Annotated in this window: 17 protein-coding genes and 1 riboswitch; of the genes, 8 read left to right on the top strand and 9 right to left on the bottom strand. The window is 70.0% G+C overall.

All coding sequences use genetic code 11. The annotated features are described in order from the left end of the window. Positions 1 to 19: 19 nt before the first annotated feature. Positions 20 to 313 carry a hypothetical protein gene (locus tag ABD264_RS09490; protein ID WP_303104723.1) on the bottom strand — a complete coding sequence of 98 codons (294 nt, stop codon included), beginning with the start codon at positions 311 to 313 and terminating at the stop codon, positions 20 to 22. A gap of 191 nt (positions 314 to 504) precedes the next feature. Beyond that, positions 505 to 598, top strand: a riboswitch (SAM riboswitch). On the opposite strand from ABD264_RS09490, the gene ABD264_RS09495 reads away from it, so the two are divergent. The 6 genes from ABD264_RS09495 (at position 592) to ABD264_RS09520 (ending at position 7315) form a co-directional block, all read left to right on the top strand. After that, a complete protein-coding gene (locus ABD264_RS09495) occupies positions 592 to 2730 on the top strand; it encodes an AMP-binding protein (RefSeq protein ID WP_344205731.1) in 2139 nt (712 codons plus the stop codon). Its footprint overlaps the riboswitch before it by 7 nt. Positions 2731 to 2739: 9 nt before the next feature. Then, positions 2740 to 3123 carry a DUF3995 domain-containing protein gene (locus ABD264_RS09500; RefSeq protein WP_344205733.1) on the top strand — a complete coding sequence of 128 codons (384 nt, stop codon included), beginning with the start codon at positions 2740 to 2742 and terminating at the stop codon, positions 3121 to 3123. Positions 3124 to 3402: 279 nt separating this feature from the next. Further along, positions 3403 to 4377, top strand: coding sequence for a succinate dehydrogenase cytochrome b subunit (locus ABD264_RS09505; protein ID WP_344205782.1), 975 nt, complete (start codon positions 3403 to 3405; stop codon positions 4375 to 4377). Further along, the gene (locus ABD264_RS09510; RefSeq protein WP_344205735.1) at positions 4377 to 5126 is read left to right on the top strand and encodes a succinate dehydrogenase/fumarate reductase iron-sulfur subunit; all 750 of its coding nucleotides are present in this window, start codon (positions 4377 to 4379) and stop codon (positions 5124 to 5126) included. Before ABD264_RS09505 ends, ABD264_RS09510 begins: the two co-directional genes overlap by 1 nt. A gap of 288 nt (positions 5127 to 5414) precedes the next feature. Beyond that, positions 5415 to 6827, top strand: coding sequence for an O-acetylhomoserine aminocarboxypropyltransferase/cysteine synthase family protein (locus ABD264_RS09515; protein ID WP_145012086.1), 1413 nt, complete (start codon positions 5415 to 5417; stop codon positions 6825 to 6827). Next, positions 6824 to 7315 (top strand): CoA-binding protein, encoded by a 492-nt coding sequence (locus ABD264_RS09520; protein ID WP_144828374.1) that lies wholly within the window; start codon positions 6824 to 6826, stop codon positions 7313 to 7315. The genes ABD264_RS09515 and ABD264_RS09520 overlap by 4 nt, the downstream gene beginning before the upstream one ends. Before the next feature lie 178 nt (positions 7316 to 7493). Here the strand turns inward: ABD264_RS09520 and ABD264_RS09525 are convergent, their stop codons facing one another. After that, on the bottom strand, positions 7494 to 8075 hold the full coding sequence (locus tag ABD264_RS09525) for a hypothetical protein (protein WP_344205741.1): 582 nt from the start codon (positions 8073 to 8075) through the stop codon (positions 7494 to 7496). A 202-nt stretch (positions 8076 to 8277) separates the two neighbouring features. On the opposite strand from ABD264_RS09525, the gene ABD264_RS09530 reads away from it, so the two are divergent. After that, positions 8278 to 9534, top strand: a complete 1257-nt coding sequence (locus ABD264_RS09530; RefSeq protein WP_344205743.1) for a YkvI family membrane protein — start codon at positions 8278 to 8280, stop codon at positions 9532 to 9534. Positions 9535 to 9680: 146 nt separating this feature from the next. Here ABD264_RS09530 and ABD264_RS09535 read toward each other — a convergent pair whose 3' ends face one another. The 3 genes from ABD264_RS09535 to ilvD form a co-directional block, all read right to left on the bottom strand. After that, positions 9681 to 11168, bottom strand: a complete 1488-nt coding sequence (locus ABD264_RS09535) for an alanine/glycine:cation symporter family protein (protein ID WP_303104733.1) — start codon at positions 11166 to 11168, stop codon at positions 9681 to 9683. Between the two features lie 215 nt (positions 11169 to 11383). After that, positions 11384 to 12901, bottom strand: coding sequence for an amino acid permease (locus tag ABD264_RS09540; protein WP_290499939.1), 1518 nt, complete (start codon positions 12899 to 12901; stop codon positions 11384 to 11386). A gap of 215 nt (positions 12902 to 13116) precedes the next feature. Beyond that, positions 13117 to 14955 carry a dihydroxy-acid dehydratase gene (ilvD, locus tag ABD264_RS09545; protein WP_344205744.1) on the bottom strand — a complete coding sequence of 613 codons (1839 nt, stop codon included), beginning with the start codon at positions 14953 to 14955 and terminating at the stop codon, positions 13117 to 13119. A 442-nt stretch (positions 14956 to 15397) separates the two neighbouring features. On the opposite strand from ilvD, the gene ABD264_RS09550 reads away from it, so the two are divergent. Further along, complete coding sequence (locus ABD264_RS09550) at positions 15398 to 16924, top strand: gluconokinase (protein ID WP_344205745.1); 1527 nt, start codon at positions 15398 to 15400, stop codon at positions 16922 to 16924. 203 nt (positions 16925 to 17127) lie between these two features. Here the strand turns inward: ABD264_RS09550 and bioD are convergent, their stop codons facing one another. The 4 genes from bioD to bioB all read right to left on the bottom strand — a co-directional run bounded on the left by bioD (position 17128) and on the right by bioB (position 22164). Continuing rightward, positions 17128 to 17952, bottom strand: a complete 825-nt coding sequence (bioD, locus tag ABD264_RS09555) for an ATP-dependent dethiobiotin synthetase BioD (RefSeq protein WP_344205747.1) — start codon at positions 17950 to 17952, stop codon at positions 17128 to 17130. A gap of 93 nt (positions 17953 to 18045) precedes the next feature. Continuing rightward, positions 18046 to 19182 carry an aminotransferase class I/II-fold pyridoxal phosphate-dependent enzyme gene (locus ABD264_RS09560; protein WP_186320706.1) on the bottom strand — a complete coding sequence of 379 codons (1137 nt, stop codon included), beginning with the start codon at positions 19180 to 19182 and terminating at the stop codon, positions 18046 to 18048. After that, entirely contained in the window at positions 19179 to 20783 is a 1605-nt protein-coding gene (locus ABD264_RS09565; RefSeq protein ID WP_344205752.1) for an aspartate aminotransferase family protein, read from the bottom strand. The genes ABD264_RS09560 and ABD264_RS09565 overlap by 4 nt, the downstream gene beginning before the upstream one ends. Then, positions 20776 to 22164, bottom strand: coding sequence for a biotin synthase BioB (gene bioB / locus ABD264_RS09570; RefSeq protein ID WP_344205754.1), 1389 nt, complete (start codon positions 22162 to 22164; stop codon positions 20776 to 20778). Before bioB ends, ABD264_RS09565 begins: the two co-directional genes overlap by 8 nt. Positions 22165 to 22317: the final 153 nt, after the last annotated feature.

Below are 22317 nucleotides of genomic sequence, written 5' to 3' on the forward strand. Positions count from 1 at the left end.
GGTGCAGTGAGCGGTTGAATCACCACTGGACGAACTGCTTGAGGGCCCATTTCTTGGCCAGGCCGTAGATGGTGCCCGCGAGCGCGGTGCCCAAACCGAACGACGCGACCACGCTGGCAGCCAGAGCTGCCCAGGAGAGCGCGTTGAGCGCGAAGTAGAGGTTCGTGGCCAGGCCGGAGGAAATCCCCAGGGTGTAGGTGGCGGAGAACAGCGCCACGAGCATGGCTACGGCGGCACCACCGAACATGGCCGGAGCGGCGCTGCGGGCCTTGGAGGTGGTGACAGGTGCGGAGGTGGAGGTTACGGTAGACATTGATCTTCCTTTCAGCGAGTGGGTCTTGCATCGGTTGAGTTGGTTCTCGGATCAGCTACTTCGTATCCTGCTGTGTGGAAGCCCACGATCCATCGGCCGACCGGATATCCGGTCGGCCGATGGACGTGATGCCGAATGGCTAAGGGGTGTGGATTTGCCGCCGCGCCCACCCGCCGCGTTCAATGGAACGGTTCCCATCCGGAGCGGCCGAGAGACCTGGCTCGTCGACGTCGCAGCAACCAGCACCCACGTGGTGCGAGGTGCTAATGCCAGGAACGATGGAGTTGATCGAGATTTCTTCTTTCTCAGACCCTTGTTCCCCCACGCCCAATCCCGCGTTGATCTCCGACGCCGCTCGAGAACAGTTCTGGGACGACCAGGCCAACCGCCTGGACTGGGCACAGCCGTGGCACACCACCCACCGCTTCGACAAGCCGCGGCGGATCGGCGCGGACGAATCCGGCGGCCCGGTGTACAGCGTCCCGGACATCGCGTGGTTCGAGGGCGGCACGCTCAACGTGTCCTACAACTGCGTGGACCGGCACGTTGCGGCGGGCCGCGGCAACCACGTGGCGCTGTATTTCGAGGGCGAGCCGGGCGACCGCGCGCAATACACGTACGCGGACCTGCAGCGCGAGGTCTCCCGGGCCGCCAACGCCCTGCTGAAACTGGGCGTGGTCAAGGGTGATCGCGTGGTCATCTACCTCCCGGTGATTCCGGAGACCGTGATCATCACGCTCGCGTGCGCGCGCATCGGCGCAATCCATTCGCTGGTGTTCGGCGGGTTCTCCGCGGAGGCGTTGAAGTTCCGCGTGGAGGACACCGGTGCCAAGGTTTTGGTGACCACGGACGGGCAGAACCGGCGCGGCGTCGTCGTCCCCGTGAAGGCGAACGCGGACCAGGCGTGCGGCGGCAAGAACGACATCGAGCACGTGGTGGTGGTGCGCCGCACCTCCCGCCCGGGACGCTCGGACCTGCCGCGCGGCACACGCGGACAACGGTCCAAGGACCAGGACGGCGTGCCGTGGACCCCCGGCCGTGACGTGTGGTGGCACGAACTCACGGCGGACGTGCCGGACGTCCACGAGCCCGAGTTCTTCGACGCGGAAACGCCGTTGTTCATCATTTACACGTCCGGCACCACGGGCAAGCCCAAGGGCCTGGTGCACACGATGGGCGGGTACCTGGTGCAGACCGCGTACACGCACGCCTTGTTGTTCGACCTGCTCCCGGATGCCCCGGACGCCCACGGTGTGCTGCGCCCGGACGAGTTGGCCACGGTGAACGACCCCGCCAAGGTGGACTCCACCGTGCACTGGTGCACCGCGGACCTCGCGTGGGTCACCGCGCACACGTACGAGATCTACGGCCCGCTGGTCAACGGCGTGTCCCAGGTGATTTACGAGGGCACCCCCAACACCCCGGATCACGGGCGGCATTTCGAGATCATCGAACGTTACGGCGTGACCAATTACTACACCGCGCCCACGCTCATCCGTTCGCTCATGGGCGCGTTCCCCAAGGGCCTGCCGCAGGTCTACAACCTGTCCTCGATCCGCTTGCTGGGCTCGGTGGGCGAGTCCATCAATCCCGAGGCGTGGCGCTGGTTGCGCGCGCAGGTGGGCCGGGACGAGGTGCCGTTCGTGGACACGTGGTGGCAGTCCGAGACGGGTTCGTGCGTGGCCTCCCCGCGTCCGCACGATCCGCAGTTCGCCCGTCCCGGCACGTTCGACGAGGCTGCAGCGCACACCTCTCACAAGCCCGGTTGCGCTACGCGTGCGGTCCCCGGCGTATCTGTGCGGGTACTGGACGAGGCCGGTGAGGAAGTGGGCCCCAACCTGCAGGGTTACGCCGTGATCGACAAGATCGGCCCGTCCATGGCCCGCACGGTATGGGGCGATCCGCAGCGCTACCTGTCTTCCTACTGGGCGGCCTACGGCGAGCGCGGTTGGTTCCGGGCCGGCGACGGCGCACGCACCGATGACGAGGGCGACCTCTACATCCTGGGGCGGGTGGACGACGTGATCAACGTGAGCGGGCACCGGTTGTCGACGATCGAGATCGAATCCGCCCTGGTGACCCACCCCCACGTAGTGGAGGCCGGGGCCACCCCGATCCGCGACGCGGTAACGGGCCACGCTATTTTGGCGTGCGTGGTGCTCACGGCGGATGCGCAATCGCTGTCCGCGGACGAGGTCCGCGAGGAGCAGCGCGCGCACGTGGCCCGGGAGATCGGCCCGATCGCCAAACCGCGCGAGGTCATCGTGGTTCCGGATCTGCCCAAGACCCGTTCGGGGAAGATCACGCGCCGCCTGCTGACCCAGCTCTACGAGGGCGAGCAGCTGGGCGACCGTTCCTCGCTGCAGAACGAGGAAGCGCTAAACGCGATCGCGGAGGTCTTGGCAGGGCGTGCTTAGCTTGACCACATGAGCTTGTTGCCCCGATCCCACGGCGGTCGCGGCTGGGTCTGGTTGGCGTGTGCGGCCGGGGTCGTGCATGCCGGATTCAGCCTCTACTGGGCTTTGGGCGGGCACTGGTTGCTGGACACCGTGGGGGAGTGGACGGTACGGCTGTCCTACGAGGCACCCCTGGCCGTCGGGCTGGGGCTGGGCATGGTTTCACTTTTCAAGCTCATGGCAGCCGTCATCCCAGTGGCGGAAGCCTATGGCAGGGTGCCCTGGCGGCGGTTCTGGCGGGCCATAAGTTGGGTGGGTGCCGTGGTCCTGGTGGTCTACGGCGGGACCAACACGGTGATCAGCAATGCCGTGCTCATCGGGCTCATCCGCCGGCCACCGGATACGAGCGACTAGCCATGATCGGTCACGCATGGTTGTGGGATCCACTGTTCCTGGTCTGGGGTGCCGCGCTGCTGATCCATCTGTGGCGGTCCCGGCCGACGCGGACGCGCCCGCACGGCACACGTGAGTCACTTATCGGGAGGTGAACATCCGCACGAAGGAGCCGACCGGGGAACCCACGCCACCAACTGCGGATGACCACCACCCAGGCTTCTTCCTGATCTGCGGGCATGACCGCGTGTGACCCCGCGAACTGTTATGCCCCGAAGGAACTTCTAAGATGGCTCAGTGATGAATTCCGCCGCGCAGCCCTCGACCGAGCGACCCGTCACCGGCACTACCCGCACGGCCACCGCCCCCGCGGACGCGTCCGTCACTGCCGGGATTGCTGCCGTGGCCGGCGATGCCTGGCAGCGCATGTTCGGGGACACCCACAGCTCCGACCTCAAGCTCGCCATGGCCGCCTCTGGCACCGTGTTGAGCGTGTTCACTGTGGGGCACATGGCCGGGAACATGCAGGTCTACCTAGGCCGGGACCACTACAACGAGTACGCCGAGTTCATTCGCACGGTGGGCGCGCCGGTGCTGCCCCGCAACTCCGTGCTGTGGGTCGTGCGTATCGGGTTGATCGGAAGTGCGGCGACCCATGTGTTGGCCGGAACCGAGCTCACGCTGCGGGCCATGAGCGCCGAGGGCCGCGCGGTGGCGGATGCGCTCCGGCCCATCACGTGGCGGGTGGGCGCCGCCGCGCAGAAGGTGCGGGGTGGCTTCCCCCTCGCGCCTCCCCCGGGTGGGACGCAACGGTACCGGAAAGCGGCGTTCAACGGCGCCTTCCTGGCCAGCCGCTCCGATCGCCACGCGCCACGTCAGCGCCCCCGGGGTCGACGCCGCTCCGTCCCCCGGATCATCGCCCGCTCGATGCGCTCCACGGGTGCGGTGCTCGGACTGTTCGCGGTGTACCACGTGCTGGACCTGACGGCGGGCGCCCGTCCGGCCGCGTCCGTGGATCACACCCACGGTGACGCGTACGGCAACTTGGTGGCGAGCCTGTCCCGGCCGTCCGTGGCGGTGTTCTACACGGCTTCCATGGCCGCGCTCGCCGGACACATGATCCACGGGCTGCGGACCGCCGCGATGGACACCGGGGTGACCGGAACCGCGCGACGCGTACGACAGGTGGACACGATCGCTAAGGCCGTGGGCGGCGTCGTCGCCCTGGGGAACGTGAGCATTCCCGTGGCCGTACTGACCAAGGTGGTGCGCTGATGCTGTTGACCGTTCACGTGTGGCGCCAGGCGGGCGAGGACGAACCCGGTGGCTTCGAGACCGTCCACCCCGTGCAGGCCCGCGAGGACATGAGCGTGCTCGAACTGCTCGATGCCGTCAACGAGACGCTTGAGCGCCAGGGTGAGGAGCCGGTGAGCTTCGACGACGGCTGTCGCGAGGGCATCTGCGGCAAGTGCGGCGTGACCGTGGACGGTGTCCCGCACGGCCCGGACCGCAACAGGGCCTCGTGCATGCAGTCCCTGAACGCGTACCGGGACGGGGACGAGATCTTCGTCGAGCCCATGCGCGCCGGAGCCCTGCCGGTCAAGAAGGACCTGTCGGTGGACAAGAAGTCTCTGCGGCGGGTGTCCAAGGAGGCCAAGTTCCCGCTGGCCATGAAGGCCCTGAACACCGCGGGCTGCATCAGCTGCGGCGCGTGCATCGCCGCGTGCCCCAACGGCTCCGGCCAGCTGTTCGTGGGCACCATGCTCAAGCACCTGCCGCCGCTGGCCAAGACCCCCGAGGAGCGCGACGAACGCGCCGCCAAGGTGCTCGACGCCGCCGACCAGGAGTTCGGCCCGTGCTCCCTGCTGGGCGACTGCACCGAGGTGTGCCCCGCCGGGCTGCCGCTGCAGAACCTCACCTCCGTCACGCGCGAAAACCTGCACCGCAAGTTCCCGGACCGCTACCCCGCGCCGCAGGGTCCGGAGGATGAGGGTTCGGAGGGCGCGGGCGCGGAGAAGAAGTAACCGCGCGGCGTCGGGCCAGGAAGCCCCGGCGCCCGCGTCCGGGTTCCCCTGGGCGCGCCGGGCGACCGTTGAAGCCGCGCGGCGTCACACCGGTTTGTGAGCCGCCCAGGACGCACCCCACAATGGACGGACCATCCCGAGCGGCCGAGGGACCTGGATCGACGACGCCGCAGCAACCCGCAGCGCCCGGCCCGCTGCACGGTGCTACCGCCAGGACCGATGGAGCGTTCGCACTCGCTGCAACAGTTTCACCGCGGGACCCACTGCGCAGGCCGTTCAGGAGGATCCATGGCCGAGCACCAGTTCGGTTTCCGCACCCGGGCCCTGCACGCGGGCGGCACCCCGGACGCCGAGCACGGCGCGCGCTCCGTGCCGATCTATCAGACCAGCTCGTTCGTGTTCAAGGACGCAGACGACGCCGCCAACCTGTTCGCGCTGCAGAAGTACGGCAACATCTACTCCCGGATCGGCAACCCCACGGTGGCGGCCCTGGAGGAGAGGATCGCGTCCCTGGAGGGCGGGATCGGTGCGGTGGCCACCGCTTCGGGCATGGCCGCCGAGTTCATCACGTTCGCCGCGCTGTGCGGGCAGGGCGACCACGTGGTGGCCTCGTCCCAGCTCTACGGAGGCACGGTCACCCAGCTGGACGTGACCCTGCGCCGCTTCGGGGTGGAGACCACCTTCGTGCCCGGTACGGACCCGGCGGACTACCGCGCGGCGCTGACCGGGAACACCAAGGCTGTCTACACGGAGCTCGTGGCCAACCCGTCCGGGGAGATCGCGGACCTGGAGGGTCTTGCGGAGGTCGCCCACGAGGCCGGTGTGCCGCTGGTCGTCGATGCCACCCTGAACACCCCGTACCTGTGCCGCCCGTTCGAGCACGGCGCGGACATCGTGATCCACTCGATCACCAAGTTCCTGGGCGGGCACGGCAATACCCTGGGTGGCGTGGTGGTCGAATCCGGCCGCTTCGACTGGGGCAACGGGAACTTCCCGGCCATGACCGAACCGGTCCCCTCCTACAACAACGTGACGTGGTGGGGGAACTTCGGTGAGTACGGGTTCCTGACCAAGCTGCGTTCGGAGCAGCTGCGGGACATCGGGCCCGCCCTGACCCCGCAGGCAGCGTGGAACCTGCTTCAGGGTGTGGAGACTCTTCCCCAGCGCATGGACGCCCACGTGGGCAACGCGCGCGAGGTGGTGCAGTGGCTGCACAGCGACCCCCGCATCTCCTACGTCAACTACGCCGGGCTGGAGGACCACCCTCACCACGACCGCGCGCAGAAGTATCTCCCGCACGGTGTGGGCTCGGTCTTCGCGTTCGGGGTCGCCGGAACGGACGAGCTGAGCGGGCGCGAGGTGGGCGCCCGGTTCATCGGCGCCCTGCAGCTCGCCTCCCATCTGGCCAACATCGGAGATGCCCGCACCCTCGTGCTGCACCCCGCCTCCACCACGCACCAGCAGCTGAGCTCCGAGCAGCTCGCGGCCGGCGGTGTGAAGGGGGACCTCATCCGCATCTCCGTGGGGCTGGAGGACGCGGCGGACATCATCTGGGACCTGGACCAGGCGCTCACCGCGGCCAGTGGCAGGAACCGGGAGGGCGGCGTCGTCGGCCCCGAGGCCATCCTCGAGGACGCCGCACGGCAGATCCTTGAGCAGGACACCAGCGCCACAGGCGCGCACGAAGGAGGACGGGCATGAGCACCGAACGCACCTGGGTGGGCCCCAGCGCCCCCGAACGGCTGGGCATCCTGAGGAGCACCCGCTCCGTGGCGATCGTGGGGATGTCCAACAAGCCCTCGCGCGCGAGCTACTTCGTGGCCACCTACCTGCGCTCCTCGAGCCCGTACCGCGTGTACTTCGTGAACCCGGTGCTGGACGAGGTGCTCGGCGAGAAGGTCTACCCGTCCCTCGCGCACCTGCCGGAGCCCCCGGACCTCGTGGACGTGTTCCGCAAGGACGCTGACCTGCCCGGGGTGGCGCAGGAAGCGGTCGATGCGGGCGCGAAGACGCTGTGGCTGCAGCTCGGCTCCTGGAACGAGGAAGCCGCGAGGATCGCGGAGGACGCCGGACTGAACGTGGTCATGGACCGCTGCGTGAAGATCGAGCACGCACGCTTCCACGGCGGCCTGCACCTCGCGGGCTTCAACACGGGAGTGGTCTCCGCGAAGCGCCAGGTTCTCGCGTAACCGGGACGGCGGCCCTCTGAGGTGTAGGGACACCCGGATTTCCTGCACGGAACCGGGTACCTCTACACCTCGGATTCATGTCCGGGCAGCGCAGTGCCACGACGACGACGCCGCACCCTCTGCTGCGCGGCACGGGCCTCGGCTGGTGCGCACCTCAGCTGGAACGTGCCCCTGCCGGTCAGCGCCTCAGGCAGCGCACCACCGCGGCCACCCGCTGCCAGCCCTGCGCCTCGCGGGCGGGGAGCTCACTCTCCGGCACGACCGTGTACAGGCGCTCGGCGTCCGCGAGGAAGGCCTCGTTGGCCATGGCGGAGACGAGCGGGTCCAGCACCTCGGCAGGATCGCGGTCCTGCGACGAGTCCGCGTGCAGCGCGCCCACGAACGCGACGCCCTCCTGCACGGACATGGCCGAGTGAGCCACGGGCTGACCCCACTCGTCCACCTCGAAGCGCGACCAGTCGCCCTTTGGTGCATCGAAGAGTCCGGCGTCCCCGGGGAAGCCCAGGCCGCGGTCGAGGTCCTGCACCGCGCCGCAGAGCAGCACGTCGGCGGAGAGGACGTCGCTGCCCGCCGCCACGACGGCATCCCGGACCGTACCCGCGTCCGAGGGCTCACACACCAGGACCAGCTCCACGCCGGCCACCGTGTCCTGCGGGAGGGAACCGTTCCACGCCCGAACGCCCTGTGCGGTCTCGTCCTCGCGGATGGCGGCCCATCCGCCCGCCCAGGCATCGAGGTCCGACTGCCACTGCTGCGTCATGAGCTGCTCCTTCCGCGGAAAACGTCCCTCACGAGTATGCCACCGCGGCCGGTCGCCGGAGGGGCTGCGGCACCCGGTGCCGGGGGCGGCGCACGCACGCGCCCGGTCATGTCTCTATGCTTGGCGGATGAGTGCTCGGCGGGGTGCGCCCCGACCGGGCCGCGCCTTCGCCACCCCACCACACCTGCGAGGAGTCCCACCTGTGTCCGTCAAGAAAACCATGCAAGTCTCACTGGCCTTCGTGGGCCTGATGGTCGGTGCCGGTTTCGCGACCGGTCAAGAGGTCATCCAGTACTTCATCTCGTTCGGTGCGTGGGGTCTCGCCGGGGCGATCGTGGCCGGGGTGCTGATGATCACCGCCGGTGCCGTGATCATCAACATCGGCAGCTACTTCATGGCGGACGAGCACCGTCAGGTCTTCAGCTCCGTGTCCTCCCCGTGGATCTCCCACTTCCTGGACTACGCAGTGTCGCTCACGCTGTTCGCCATGGGCATCGTGATGCTCGCGGGCGCGGGCTCCACGCTGGAGCAGCAGTTCGGGCTGCCGGCGTGGATCGGCTCGGCCATCATGGTGGCCATTGTGATGGTCACCGGCCTGCTGGACGTCAACAAGGTCACGAACATCATCTCCGCGGTGACGCCCGTGATCTTCGTGGCAGTGATCGTGGCGTTCGTCTACACCCTGTTCCAGCTGCCCGTGGACCTGGGTGCCGCGCACGAGCTCGCCGTCCAGGCGGACTCGCCGGTCTCCCCGTGGTGGCTCTCCGCGATCAACTACACCTCCATGGCGCTGATGCTGGGCGTGTCCATGTCCCTGGTGATCGGCGGCAACACCCTGGACCCGCGCGACGCCGGACGCGGCGGCATCATCGGCGGCGTGGTCTACACCGTGCTGCTGGCCATGAACGCGTTCGCGCTGCTGGTGAACTACCCCTCGGTGGGGGACGCAGACGTGCCCATGCTGCAGCTGTTCGAGACCATGCACCCCGTGGCCGCCATGGTCATGGTGTTCGTGACCTTCGTGATGATCTACAACACCTGCATCAGCATGTTCTACGCGCTGGGCCGCCGCATGACGGTCAACCACCGTGGCCGCTACGTCCCCATCTTCCTGATCACATGCCTCGTGGGGTATGCGATCAGCCTGGTGGGCTTCGGCACGCTCATGAGCGTGGTGTACCCGGTGATCGGCTACGTGGGCCTGGTGCTGGTGGTCGTGATGTTCGTGTGGTGGTTCCGCAACCGGGACAAGATCAGCGCGGAGGCCGGGCGTCGCATCCGCATCCGTGCGCTGCTCACCAAGCGCGGCGACGACAGCCAGGAGTTCTCCGAGTACAACGAGAACCAGCTGCGTGACGCCACCGAGGGCTCCCCCGCGGACAACGACACCCTCACGGGCGCCATCGACGCCCTCATCAAGCGCGACCAGAACGCGGAGGAGGACTCGTCCTCCTCCTGATCCCCGGCGCGCCCACGGTGCCCGCGAGGGAGCACCCCCGAACGTGAAACAGCCCCCGGCACCTGCCGGGGGCTGTTTCGTGGAAGGGCGCGGGCGGCATCGTCGTCAAGAGCTCGGGACGAGGACGACGCCGCGCGCCCGCGGGATCAGCGGCGCGCCCCGTCCTTGTCGCGGCCGCGCTGCTCCCAGAAGATCGGCAGCGTCACGGTGTCTGTGCCGTCCCACGCAGACAGCCCGTGCAGGCCGGGGATGTCACCGGCCTTGAAGACGGGCTCCACGCCGGCCTTGCGCTGCTCCATGTAGTTCTGCAGCACCTTGGCGGCCACGCCGGCGAGCATCACCAAAGCGATCAGGTTCAGGGTGGCCATGAACGCCATGAACAGGTCCGCCAGGGACCACACGAGGTCCAGGGCGAGGATCGCACCCATGAACACGCACACGAGCACCGCGAAGCGGTAGACGCCCATGGCCGTGCGGGACTTGGTCATGAAGCGGACGTTGGACTCGCCGTAGTAGTAGTTGCCGATCACCGAGGACCACGCGAACAGGAAGATCGCCACGGTCAGGAAGTGCACGGCCCAGTCGCCCAGCTGCATTCCGAGGGCGCTCTGGGTCAGGCCAGCACCCTGACGCTCATCCCCGAACGACGGGTTGGAGAGCAGCACGATGAACGCGGTGATCGAGCAGACCAGCATGGTGTCGAAGAAGACGCCCAGGGACTGCACGAAGCCCTGCTTGGCAGGGTGGGAGATGGACGCGGTGGCACCGGCGTTCGGAGCGGAGCCCATGCCGGCCTCGTTGGAGAACAGGCCGCGCTTCATGCCCTGGATGATCACGCCGATCAGACCGCCCGTGATGAACTCCCGCATGCCGAAGGCACCCTGGATGATCATGGCGAACATTGCGGGGACCTCGGTGATGTTCAGGACCAGAACCAGCAGGCCCAGGATCAGGTACAGCACGGCCATGACGGGCACCAGCACCTGCGTCACAGAGGAGATGGAGCGGATGCCGCCGAAGATCACGGCCGCGGTGAGCACCACGAGGGCGAGACCGAGCACCACGCGCAGCCAGAGGCCCTGCCCGTTGGTGATGTCCACGCCGAAGGAGCCGCTCACGGCGTCCACGATCGAGTTGGACTGCACGGAGTTGAACACGAAGCCGTAGGTGACGGTGATGATGACCGCGAACAGCAGGCCCATCCACCGCTTGTTGAGCCCGCGCTCCATGTAGTACGCGGGACCGCCCACGTAGCCGTCCGCGGTCTTGACCTTGTAGAGCTGGCCCAGCAGGGACTCCACGAAGGCGCTCGCGGCACCGATGGCCGCGATGACCCACATCCAGAACACGGCGCCGGGCCCGCCCAGAGTGATCGCGATGGCCACGCCGGCGATGTTGCCCGTGCCCACGCGCGCAGCGGCGGAGACCGTGAACGCGCGGAACGAGGAGATGCCCTTGCGCCCGTCCTCCTCACCCGCGGGATCGGTCAGCACGCGGAACATCTCGGGGATGCCGCGGAACTGGATGGCCTTGGTGCGGATGGTCAGGTACAAGCCCACGCCGATGAGGATGGCGAAGACCACGTACCAGACGTAGCCACCCACCGTTGCGACGAGCTCTGTCAGTGATTCCATGGAAACTCCGTGTTGTGCGGCTGGGAAGGTTCCGGCCCCGCCGCTGCTCGAGCGGGCGGAGCCGGGAAGGATGAGCGGCACGCTGCGGCACCGATTGAGGACACAGTAGTGCATCCCCGGCGGGTTGCCCGGGATCAGCCCCGGGAGCGGCGGGCTGTGACGGAGCCGCACCGCCCGACGGGCACCCGTGAAACCCGCCCCGGCGACGTCGTGCGCTACGGTCGCTCGTCACGGCGGCCGGGGATCGGCCCCGGGCCCGCCACCACGGGGAAGGCGCCCGTGAAGCCCTGGCGCTGCTGGGCGATCTCGTGGACCCGCCCGCGCACCAGGTACCACCCGAGCACCAGGCACGGGACGAGAGCGAGCGAGGAGACAAGCGTCCACGTGCCCACCGGGTAGTCCACGGCCATGAGCACGAGCACCCCGGCCAGGAACGCGAGCGTGAGCCAGTCCGTGAACGGGGACAGCGGCGCGCGGTACGGCGGCCGGTGGTAGAGCCCGCGCTTGGCCAGGGCGACGAACTTCATGTGGGACATCGTGATGGCCGCCCACCCGGCCATGGTCCCGAGGGCGGCCAGGTTCAGCACGATCTCGAAGGCCTCCTCCGGCACCACCAGGTTCAGGCCCACCCCCAGCAGGGCGACGACGGCGGTCAGCAGGATCCCACCGTAGGGCACCCCGGACGCCGTCAGCCTCCCCGCGAATCGCGGCGCGGAGCCGGCCATGGCCATCGAGTGCACGATCCGCCCGGTCGAGTAGAGCCCGGCGTTGAGCGAGGACAGCGCGGCCGTGATCACCACGAGCTGCATCAGAGGGGCCGCCGCAGCCACGTCGATCGACTCGAAGAACGTGACGAACGGGCTCTCCGTGGCGCTGTACGCGGTGTAGGGCAGCAGCAGGCACAGCAGCAGCACGGAGCCCACGTAGAAAACGGCGATCCGCAGGATCACCAGGTTGATGGCGCGCGGGATGACGCGCTCGGCGTCCCGCGTCTCGCCCGAGGTGGTGCCCACCAGTTCGATGCCCGCGTACGCGAACACCACACCCTGCACCACGATCAGCGCGGGCAGCACGCCCGTGGGCAGCAGGCCCCCGTTCTCGGTGATGAGCGAGAAACCCACCTGCGAGCCGGTGGGGGTCCCGAAGACCACGAAGAGCGTGCCGATCACCAGGAACACCAGCAGTGCGAGCACCTTGACCAGGGCGAACCAGAACTCGAGCTCCCCGAAGATCTTCACCGAGACCAGGTTCAGCGCCAGCACGAGCACCACGACCACCAGGGCCAGCGCCCACTGCGGGATCCCCGCGATGAACTCGCTGTACTGCCCGAACCACGCGATGTAGATGGCGATGGCCGTGGCGTCCGCGACCGCCGTCATCGCCCAGTTCAGCCAGTAGAGCCACCCGGAGACGAACGCGGCCTTCTCCCCGAAGAACTCGCGGCAGTAGGAGACGAAGGAGCCCGACGACGGCCGGTGCACCACCAGCTCCCCCAGCGCACGGAGGATGAGGTAGCCGAAGAACCCGCAGACCGCGTAGAGCACGAACAGGGACGGCCCGGCCTCCCGGAGGCGGCCGCCGGCACCCAGGAACAGTCCCGTGCCGATCGCGCTGCCGATCGCGATCATCTGCAGCTGCCGCTGCCCCAGGCCCTTCCGGAAACCGGAGGCCTCCTCCTGGAACTGCCGTGCTGCGGGCAGTTCCCGCGCCGCGTCCCGTCCATGTGTGGCCATCACACCGTCTCCTTCCAGAAACCCGAGACACGCCGTGGGGACGTGCTGCTCCGCTCCTGGTGAGCCTACGGCGTCGCGCGGACCACACCCGGTGCCACGCCGCTCACCGCGTCACGGCACGCAACGCACGCGTACACGCCGCAGGGGCGCTCACCCGGGCACGCGGCCCCGGTGAGCGCCCCCGTGGAGTCCGGCAGAGCGACGTCGCCGTCGGCTCAGTCCTCGACCACCCGCACCGCGCCCTTGTCCGCGGACGTCACCATCGATGCGTACGCGCGCAGGGCCTTGGAGACCTTGCGCTCGCGCGGCCTGGTGGGCTTCCAGGGCGCCTCACCCTTCTCCTGGCGACGGCGGGCCAGCTCGGCGTCGTCCACGTTGACGCGCAGCACGCGGTTCTCCACGTCGATCTCGATCTCGTCACCGTGCTGGATCAGGCCCACCGCGCCGCCCGCGGCGGCCTCCGGGGAGATGTGGCCGATCGAGATCCCGGAGGTGCCGCCGGAGAAGCGGCCGTCCGTGATCAGCGCGCACTTCTTGCCCAGCCCCAGGCCCTTGAGGTAGCTCGTGGGGTAGAGCATCTCCTGCATGCCGGGGCCTCCCTTGGGGCCCTCGTACGCGATCACCACGATGTCCCCCTCCTTCACGTTCTTGGAGAGGATCTCGTGCACGGCCTCGTCCTGGGACTCCACCACGAACGCCCTGCCCACGAAGTGGAACAGCTCCGGGTCGATGCCCGCCGTCTTGATGACGGCGCCGTCCTCGGCGATGTTGCCGAAGAGTACGCACAGCCCGCCCTCCTTCGTGTAGGCGTGCTCCACGGAGCGGATGCAGCCCCCAGCGGCGTCCACGTCGTGGTCCTCGTACTCGTTGGCCTGCGAGAACGCCTGGGTGGTGCGCACGCCGCCCGGTGCCGCCAGGAAGAACTCCTTGGCGGCGTCGGATGCCTTGCCCGAGCGGATGTCCCACTCGTCCAGCCACTCGCCCATGGTCTGCGAGTGCACGGTGTGGACGTCCTCGTTCAGCAGCCCGCCGCGGCGCAGCTCCCCCAGGATCGCGGGGATGCCGCCGGCGCGGTGCACGTGCTCGATGTGGAACGTCGTGGAGTTCGGCGCCACCTTGGCCAGGCACGGGACCTGGCGGGAGAGTGCGTCGATGTCCGAGAGGTTGAAGTCCACCTCCGCCTCCTGCGCGGCGGCGAGGATGTGCAGCACGGTGTTGGTGGAGCCGCCCATCGCGATGTCCAGAGCCATGGCGTTCTCGAACGCGGCCTTCGTGGCGATGCTGCGGGGCAGCACGGACTCGTCGTCCTGCTCGTAGTACCTCTTGGCGGACTCCACCGCACGGCGACCGGCCTCCAGGAACAGCCGCTTGCGGTTGACGTGGGTGGCCAGCGTGGTGCCGTTGCCGGGCAGGGACAGTCCCAGCGCCTCGGTCAGGCAGTTCATCGAGTTCGCCGTGAACATCCCGGAGCACGAGCCGCACGTGGGGCACGCGTTCTCCTCGATCTGGGCGAGCTGCGCGTCCGTGACCGACTCGTCCACGGCCAGGGACATGGCATCCACCAGGTCCACGCGGTGCTCCACCACGCCCTCCACGCCCTCACCGGACTCCATGGGGCCGCCGGAGACGAACACCACCGGGATGTTCAGCCGCAGCGCCGCCATGAGCATGCCCGGGGTGATCTTGTCGCAGTTGGAGATGCACACGAGCGCGTCCGCGCAGTGCGCGTTGACCATGTACTCCACGGAGTCCGCGATGATGTCGCGGGACGGCAGCGAGTAGAGCATGCCATCGTGGCCCATGGCGATGCCGTCGTCCACCGCGATGGTGTTGAACTCCTTGGCGACGCCGCCCGCCTCGCGGACCGCGGAGGCCACGAGGTCCCCCATGTTCTTCAGGTGCACGTGGCCCGGCACGAACTGGGTGAACGAGTTCGCGATGGCGATGATGGGCTTGCCGAAGTCCTCGCTGCCCATACCGGTGGCGCGCCAGAGGGCACGCGCTCCCGCCATGTTGCGGCCGGTGGTGGACGTCGCTGAACGCAGCTGCGGCACTGTCTTGCCTTCCCCTTGTCTGGGCCGGGACGGGCGGGTCATGGGTGCCGCGCCCCGGCAGAACGCATTCCACCCAGAATACGCGCGGCCCCCGCCGCTGTTCACATGCCGGGCACCGGTCTCACATGGCGGACAGCATCTTGCGCCCGGTGACGACGACGCCGCGTCGCCCGGTTCCCTGCCCGCCGTCGCCTGGTCAGCCGTACCGTCGCCGGCCTGCAGCTCCGCTGACGCCCTGGCCCGCGCCCTGCCGGCGCCCGACCCACGAACCCGCCGCGCGGCGTCGATACCCAGCGCGGACCGGGGCGGGCCCACCTGCCCCGCCGTGCGCCGTCGGGCCGTCCCGCCTGCCCGCCATTGCCGGTCCGCCGAGCCGCGTGACGGAGGCCGTCCCTAGACTGGGCGGACGTCACGCGCCACCCCGCGAAGGAGCAGGAGAGACATGAGCAAGCACAGGCACACGCCCCACCGGGACGACTCCACGGACTTCGCGGTGGACCTGGCCCAGGCGCAGGACCCGCTGGTGATGACGCTGGACATCGGCTCCACCGCCACGCGAGGCTCCCTGCACGACGCCGCCGGGACCCTCGTGCGCGGCTACCGCCACAAGATCCCGCACGCCTTCACCACGGGCGCGGACGGCACCTCCGTGATCGACCCGGACCAGGTGGCCGGGGAGATCGCCGAGATCCTGGACCGCGTGTGCGACCGGGAGGAGCTCGCGGGGCGGGTGCGCGGCGTCGGGCTCGACTCGTTCGCGTCCTCCCTGGTGGGCGTGGATGCCAACGGGGACGCCGTGACCGAGTGCTTCACCTACGGGGACTCCCGCTGCGCACCCCAGCTCGCGGAGCTGCGCGAGGAGCTGGACGAGCGGGACGTGCAGCAGAAGATGGGCGCGCGGCTGCACACCAGCTACCTGGCGCCGCGCTTCCGGTGGCTGCGCGAGACCCGGCCCGAGCAGTTCGCTGCGGCCGAGCGCTGGCTGAGCATCGGCGAGTACGTGTGGCTGCGGCTGCTCGGGACCACCGCCGCCGGCACCGCGACCGCCGCGTGGACCGGGCTGCTCAACCGGCGCTCCGGCAACTGGGACCGGCGGATGCTCAAGGCGGCCGGGATCACCGAGGACGTGCTGTCCCCCGTGCTCGATCCGCACGAGCCGCTGCGGGACGTGGACCCCTCCCGCGTGCAGCGGTGGCGAGGGCTCTCGGAGGCAAACTGGTTCGCGCCGGTCGCGGACGGACTGTGCGCCAACCTGGGCGTGGGCGGTGCAGGCGAGGACACCATCGTGGTCTCCGCCGCGACCTCCGGGGCGATGCGCGTGCTGCTGCACCACCAGCCGCAGGAGATCCCCGCGGGTCTGTGGTGCTACCGGATCGACGACTCGCGGTGCCTGCTGGGCGGGGCCCTCAACGACGTCGGCCGGGCCGTGAGCTGGCTGATCGACACGCTCTCCCTGGACGACGCCGTGCTGAACGACATCGCCGCCCTTCCCGTTTCCACCGACACCCCCGGGGTACTTCCTTTCCTCACCGGAGAGCGCTCCACGGGCTGGGCCGGCAGCGCGCGGGCGGTGTTCTCGGACGTCTCCGCCGCCACGGACGCACCCGCCATGGCCCGCGGGATGCTCGAGGGGATCGCCGGGTCCTACCGCAGGGTCTCCGACGAGTTGGAGGCCGCAGCCCACAGCGTGGAGCGGATCGTGGCGGCCGGGCGGGTCACGCAGGAGCTGCCGTCCTGGCTGCAGATCCTCGGCGACTACCTGGGCAAGCCGGTGATCCACCAGACGATCAAGCGCTCCACGTGCCGCGGCAACGCGCTGCTCATGCTGGAGTCCCTCGCCCCGGACGTGGAGCGCTCCCACCCGAAGCCGGCGGGCACCTACGAGCCCCGCGAGCAGACGCAGGGCTACTACCGGGGAGTCCACGAGCGCTTCGAGCACCTCTACGACGCGCTGGTGGCGGGCCGCTGACCCCGCTCCGCCGTTGGCCCTGCCCGCCCTGCTGCGTTTGCTCCGCTAGTGCACACCTGCGCCGCCGGGCCTGCATTTGCTCCGCTAGTGCAGTTTTGGGGCCCCGGATCTGCACTTGCTCAGTTTTTGCAGCCGGTGCCTGCTCGGGTGGGCGGAGTGGCTAGGACGACGACGGCGGTCCCCCTCTTTTCGCCCGTCCGCTCCTATGCGGCCCCGCCCCAACCACGCGGAACCGCGCCCAGGAGGGGAACGCGTCGGCCCGCGACGGGTGGCAGGTCCGCGAGGTACTCCCTGTTGGAGGTCGCCAGGCGGTCGGGGTCGGCGGGCCAGCTGCCCAGCACCACCCCGGCCACCTCGACGCCGCGGTGCAGCAGCGCCTCCAGACTCAGCAGCGTGTGGTTCAGCGTCCCGAGGTCCGGGCGCGCCACCAGCACAGTGCTCACCGTCCCCCCGTCACGTTCCACCGCGTTCACGGGCTCGGACGTCTCGGGAGAACTCAACTGGCCGCTGGTTTCGGCCGCCGCTCGGCCCGTTTGGGCCGCCCCGCCTGGCTCCCCACAAGCCTCCTGCAACGCCACTGCCAGGTCCGCAATCGTGCGCCGGTCCCCGTCCAGCTCCACGAGCACACCCCCGCTGCCCTCCACGATCACGAGGTCGTGGGATTCTTGTAATTCCACAATTTTCATCACGTGCTCCGAGAGCGGGAGCAGCTCCACCCCGTCGATCGCCGCCGCGGGAGGCGGGGCCATCGGCTCGGTGAGACGCTGGCCCTCGGCGGTGGTGAGTGCCTCGGAAGGCACGCCGGCGGCGCGAGCCAGCCGGGCGACGTCGTCAACGTCCCCCGGTTCCCCGCCCCGCATCCCGGTCTGCTGCGGCTTGTAGACCGCGATCCGCCGCCGGCCCACGTTCCACCCGGAGACCGTGAGCGCCGCCGTGGCGTACGTCTTGCCCACGTCCGTGTCGGTTCCCGTCACGACGACGGCGTGGCCCAGGGAGGCGACGCGGTCGCCCAGGGGATTGGTGGTCATGGTCTCTCCTGTCAGAGTGAAAGCAGTGCGGCCACGTGCGCTGGACGTGGCTGACGCGGCGGCGGGCAGTTCCTCCGCAGGGTGAGCGGCCCCTCACACGCCCTGCGGTTCGTCCCCCACCACGTCCCGGACGGTGTCCAACGCCCGGGCCAGAACGTGTAGTTCCATGTCCGCGGGAGCCGTGATGCGCAGGCGACTGATGCCGTCCGGGACCGAGGGCGGGCGGAAGCACCCCACCACCACGCCCCGGGAACGGATCACCTCCGCTGCCCGCACGGCCGACTCCGCGGAGGCCACCGGGAGGGACTGCACCGCCGCGCGGGCCGGCGGGGTGCCCAGCGCGGAGGCCACGAACCGCGCCCGCTCGTGCAGGGTCTCCACCAGTTCGGGGTGCGCCCGCACGATCCGCGCGGCCTCCGTGGCCGCAGCGGCAGAGGCGGGCGCGAGGGCGGTGTCGAAGATGAACGGGCGCGCCGTGTTCACCAGGTGCTCGCGCAGCGCCTCGGACCCGAGCACCGCGCCGCCCTGCGCGCCGAGCGCCTTGGACAGCGTCATGGTCACGGCCACGTGCGGCGATCCCGCAAGACCAAGCTCGTGCACGAGCCCCCGGCCGCCGCCCGCTACCCCGATCCCGTGCGCCTCGTCCACGAGCAGCAGCGCGTTCTCGGCGCGGCAGAGCGCGGCCAGCTCCGCGAGCGGCGCGTGGTCGCCCCACACCGAGTACACGGACTCCACGACCACGACGGCGCGCGCCTCCGCGCGCTCCGCCAGCAGCTGCGCCACGTGCGCGACGTCCGAGTGCCGCGCGATCCGCACCGGCGACTGGGACAGCCGTGCCCCGTCCACCAGGGACGCGTGCGCGTGGGCGTCCGAGACGATCAGCGTGTCCGCGTCCCCCAGCGCCGTCAGCACCCCGGTGTTCGCGGCGTACCCGCTGGAGAACGCGAGCGCGACGGGCTGGTCAGTGAGCTCGCACAGTTCGCGCTCCAGCACCTCGTGGACCCCCAGGGTTCCGGTCACCAGCCGGGAGGCCCGAGAGCCTGTGCCGTGCTCCCCCAGCGCGTGCTGGGCGGCGGCCACCACGCGCGGGTCCCGGGAGAGCCCCAGGTAGTCGTTCGAGGCCAGGTCCACGCACGCCCGGGGCGGCGTCCGCAGCCGACGTCGCAGTCCCGCCTCCGCGCGCTGCTCGCCGCGAGCGCGGAGCCAGTCGTCAAGGGGACCGACCGTCATGCCCATCCCCCGCCCGTCAGCTCCACTTCCTGCGCGGCCCGCAGCAGGGCGTAGGCGATGGTGCGGACCTCCTCGTCCGTGCAGACGTACGGGGGCATGGTGTAGAGCAGGCGTCCGAACGGGCGGAACCACACCTCCTGTTCCAGAGCCGCGCGGGTGAGCAGCTCCGGGTCCGGGGCCTCGTGGAACTCCACGACCCCCACGGCGCCGATGACCCGCACGTCCTTCACGACGCGCAGCTCCGCCGCCACGGGCAGGATCTCCCGCAGGGTCTCCTCGATCCGGGAGACGTTCGCCCACCAGGAGTCCCGCAGCATCCGCACGGACTGCAGGGCCACGGCGCACGCGAGCGGGTTCGCCATGAACGTGGGCCCGTGCATCAGCGCGCGCTGCTCCGACGCCGTGATGACCGCTCCCACGGCCTCGGACACGAGCACCGCCGCCAGGGACATGTATCCGCCGGTCAGCGCCTTGCCCACGCACATCACGTCCGGGACCACGTCCGCCCACTCACTGGCGAACCACTTCCCGGTGCGGCCGAAGCCCGTGGCGATCTCGTCCACGACGAACACCAGGTCCAGCTCGTCCGCCAGCTCTCGCAGCACCCGCAGGCACCGCGGGTCGTACGTGCGCATCCCGCCCGCGCCCTGCAGCACGGGTTCCACGATGATCCCGGCGAGCTCGTCCCGGTGGGCGCGGGCGACGTTGCGCACGTCCGCGATCCACGCCTCAACGGCGGCGTCGTCGGCGTCCCAGTCCACGGCCCCGGACGACGACGGCGCTCCCGCACCCTGCGCGCCGCTCCCACCTGGCCCCTCGGTGTCCCCGGAAGGCACGAAACCAGCGGTGTCCGAGGCCGCCGCACCGAGGTTCTCCGGGGACCGCAACCCCTCGGGATCCTCGTACGCGGACCTACGCCGGGGGTGCGCCGCGGGAGGCGGTGCCACGAACATCTGCTCCGCCACCAGCCCGGAGAATTCGGCGTGCATTCCGCCCTCGGGGTCGCACACGCTCATGGCGCCAGTGGTGTCCCCGTGGTAGCCGCCGCGCACGGTCAGGATGCGACGGCGCTCCGGCCGCCCGCGGGCCGCCTGGTACTGCACCGCGAGCTTCAGCGCGACCTCCACGCTCACGGAACCCGAGTCTGCGAAGAACACGTGCTGCAGCTCGGGCGGGGTGACCTCCACCAGCAGCTCCGCGAGTTCTACGGCTGGGCGGTGCGTGAGCCCCCCGAACATCACGTGGGAGAACTCGGTGATCTGGTCCACGGCGGCGCGGTCCAGCTCCGGGTTGCGGTAGCCGTGCACGGCGCACCACCACGAGGCCATGCCATCGATCGCCCGGATCCGGTCCCCCTCCGGGGTCTCCAGGGTCAGGGTCACGCCCTCCGCGGCCAGCACCGCGTGGGGTGCGGGTCCGTCCAGCGGTGCGTAGGGGTGCCAGAGCAGCCCGCGGTCACGAGCGGCGAGGCGGGTGGGCTGCGCGGCGTCGTCACCCTGTTCTGCCGTATCTGCCACGGCACCCGCGGTGGGGCAAGAAGCTTCCCCGCTGCTCTCGGCGGGCGCGGTGTCGTGCGTGATCTGCGGTGCCGGTTCAGGCATTCGGCGCCACCGAGGTGCCGGCCCCACGACGCCGCACGGTCGGGCTCAGCTCGATCCTCACCCGGGTGTCGTCCTCGTCGCGCTCGGGCCCCTCGCCCGAGCTCAGCAGGGCGGCGAGCGCCGCAGACACGGGGGCGGGGGCAGCTGGCGGGGTCGGAACCGGGCCCGGGGCGGCGGAGGGCACCGCGGCGTCGTCGCCCTGACCGGAAGAGACCGGGTCGGAGGGGTCCGGACGGCCGCCCGAGGCGGCATCGGAACCGGCAGGTCCACCGGTTCCGCACGTGGACCCGCAGGGCGTGGTCGCGGGGCCCGTCGAACCTGCCTGGCCCGCCGCGGCCTGCTCGGGTGCCGCACCGTTCGAGGTGTCGGCGGGCACCGTGTCGTCGTGCTCCCTCAACGGACCCGCGCCGAGGACGGTGAATCCGGCGTCGGCAACCATGTCCAGGTCCGCTTTTGCCGCCTGCCCTTCGGAGGTGAGGTAGTCGCCCAGGAAGAGGGAGTTGACCACGTGCAGGGCGAGGGGCTGCAGGGAGCGCAGGTGCATCTCGCGGCCGCCGGCCATGCGGATCTCCTTATCCGGGCACACGAAGCGCACCACGGAGAGGATCTTCAGGCACTTCTGCGGGCTCAGCTGCCACGTGCCTGCCAGGGGCGTGCCGTCGAAGGGCATGAGGAAGTTCACCGGCACGGAGTCCGAGCCCAGGTCCCGCAGGGCGAAGAGCGCCTCAACGAGCTGCTCGTCCGTCTCCCGCATGCCCACGATCAGCCCGGAGCACGGGGAGAGCCCGGCGTCCTTCGCGCGCTCCACGGTGTCCACGCGGTCCTGGTAGGTGTGGGTGGAGCAGATGGACTCGTAGTTGGACTCGGCGGTGTTGAGGTTGTGGTTGTAGGCGTCCACACCGGCGCCGCTGAGCGTTTCCGCCTGGCCGTCCTTGAGCAGGCCGAGGCACGCGCAGACCTCCACGTCCGGGTGCTGCTCCTTCAGCGCCTCGACCGTGCGGGTCACGTTGCCCACCTCGCGGTTGGACGGGCCGCGACCGCTCGCCACGAGGCACACGCGGCTCGCACCACCGCGGATGCCGTACTCGGCCTGCTCCACCGCCTTTTCGGGGCTCAGCCACGAGTACTTGAGGATGTCTGTCCCGGCGTTCAGCCGCTGGGAGCAGTAGCCGCAGTCCTCGGCGCACAGCCCGGACTTCAGGTTGACCAGGTAGTTCACCTTCACGGTCATCCCGAAGTTCTCGCGGCGCAGCCGGGCGGCGGCGGCCACGAGGTCCAGCATGCCGGGGTCGTCGGTGTGCAGCAGCGCGAGGGCTTCGTCCGGGGTCACGGGGTCGCCGGCGAGGACGCGCTCGGCCAGCTCGGCAGGGTTCTTGAACATTGTTCAATTATTGAACGGTGTTCAGGATTGTCAATTCTCCGGGCCATCATTGCGGGACGCGGCCCACGGGTGGCCGCCGCCCTGCCGCCGTCCGGGCCACGACGACGTCGCGCCCCACCCCCGCCAGCGCGGGCCACCCCGCCCGCTCGGTAG

It is taken from the genome of Kocuria salsicia, assembly GCF_039532055.1.
Lineage (GTDB): Bacteria > Actinomycetota > Actinomycetes > Actinomycetales > Micrococcaceae > Kocuria > Kocuria salsicia.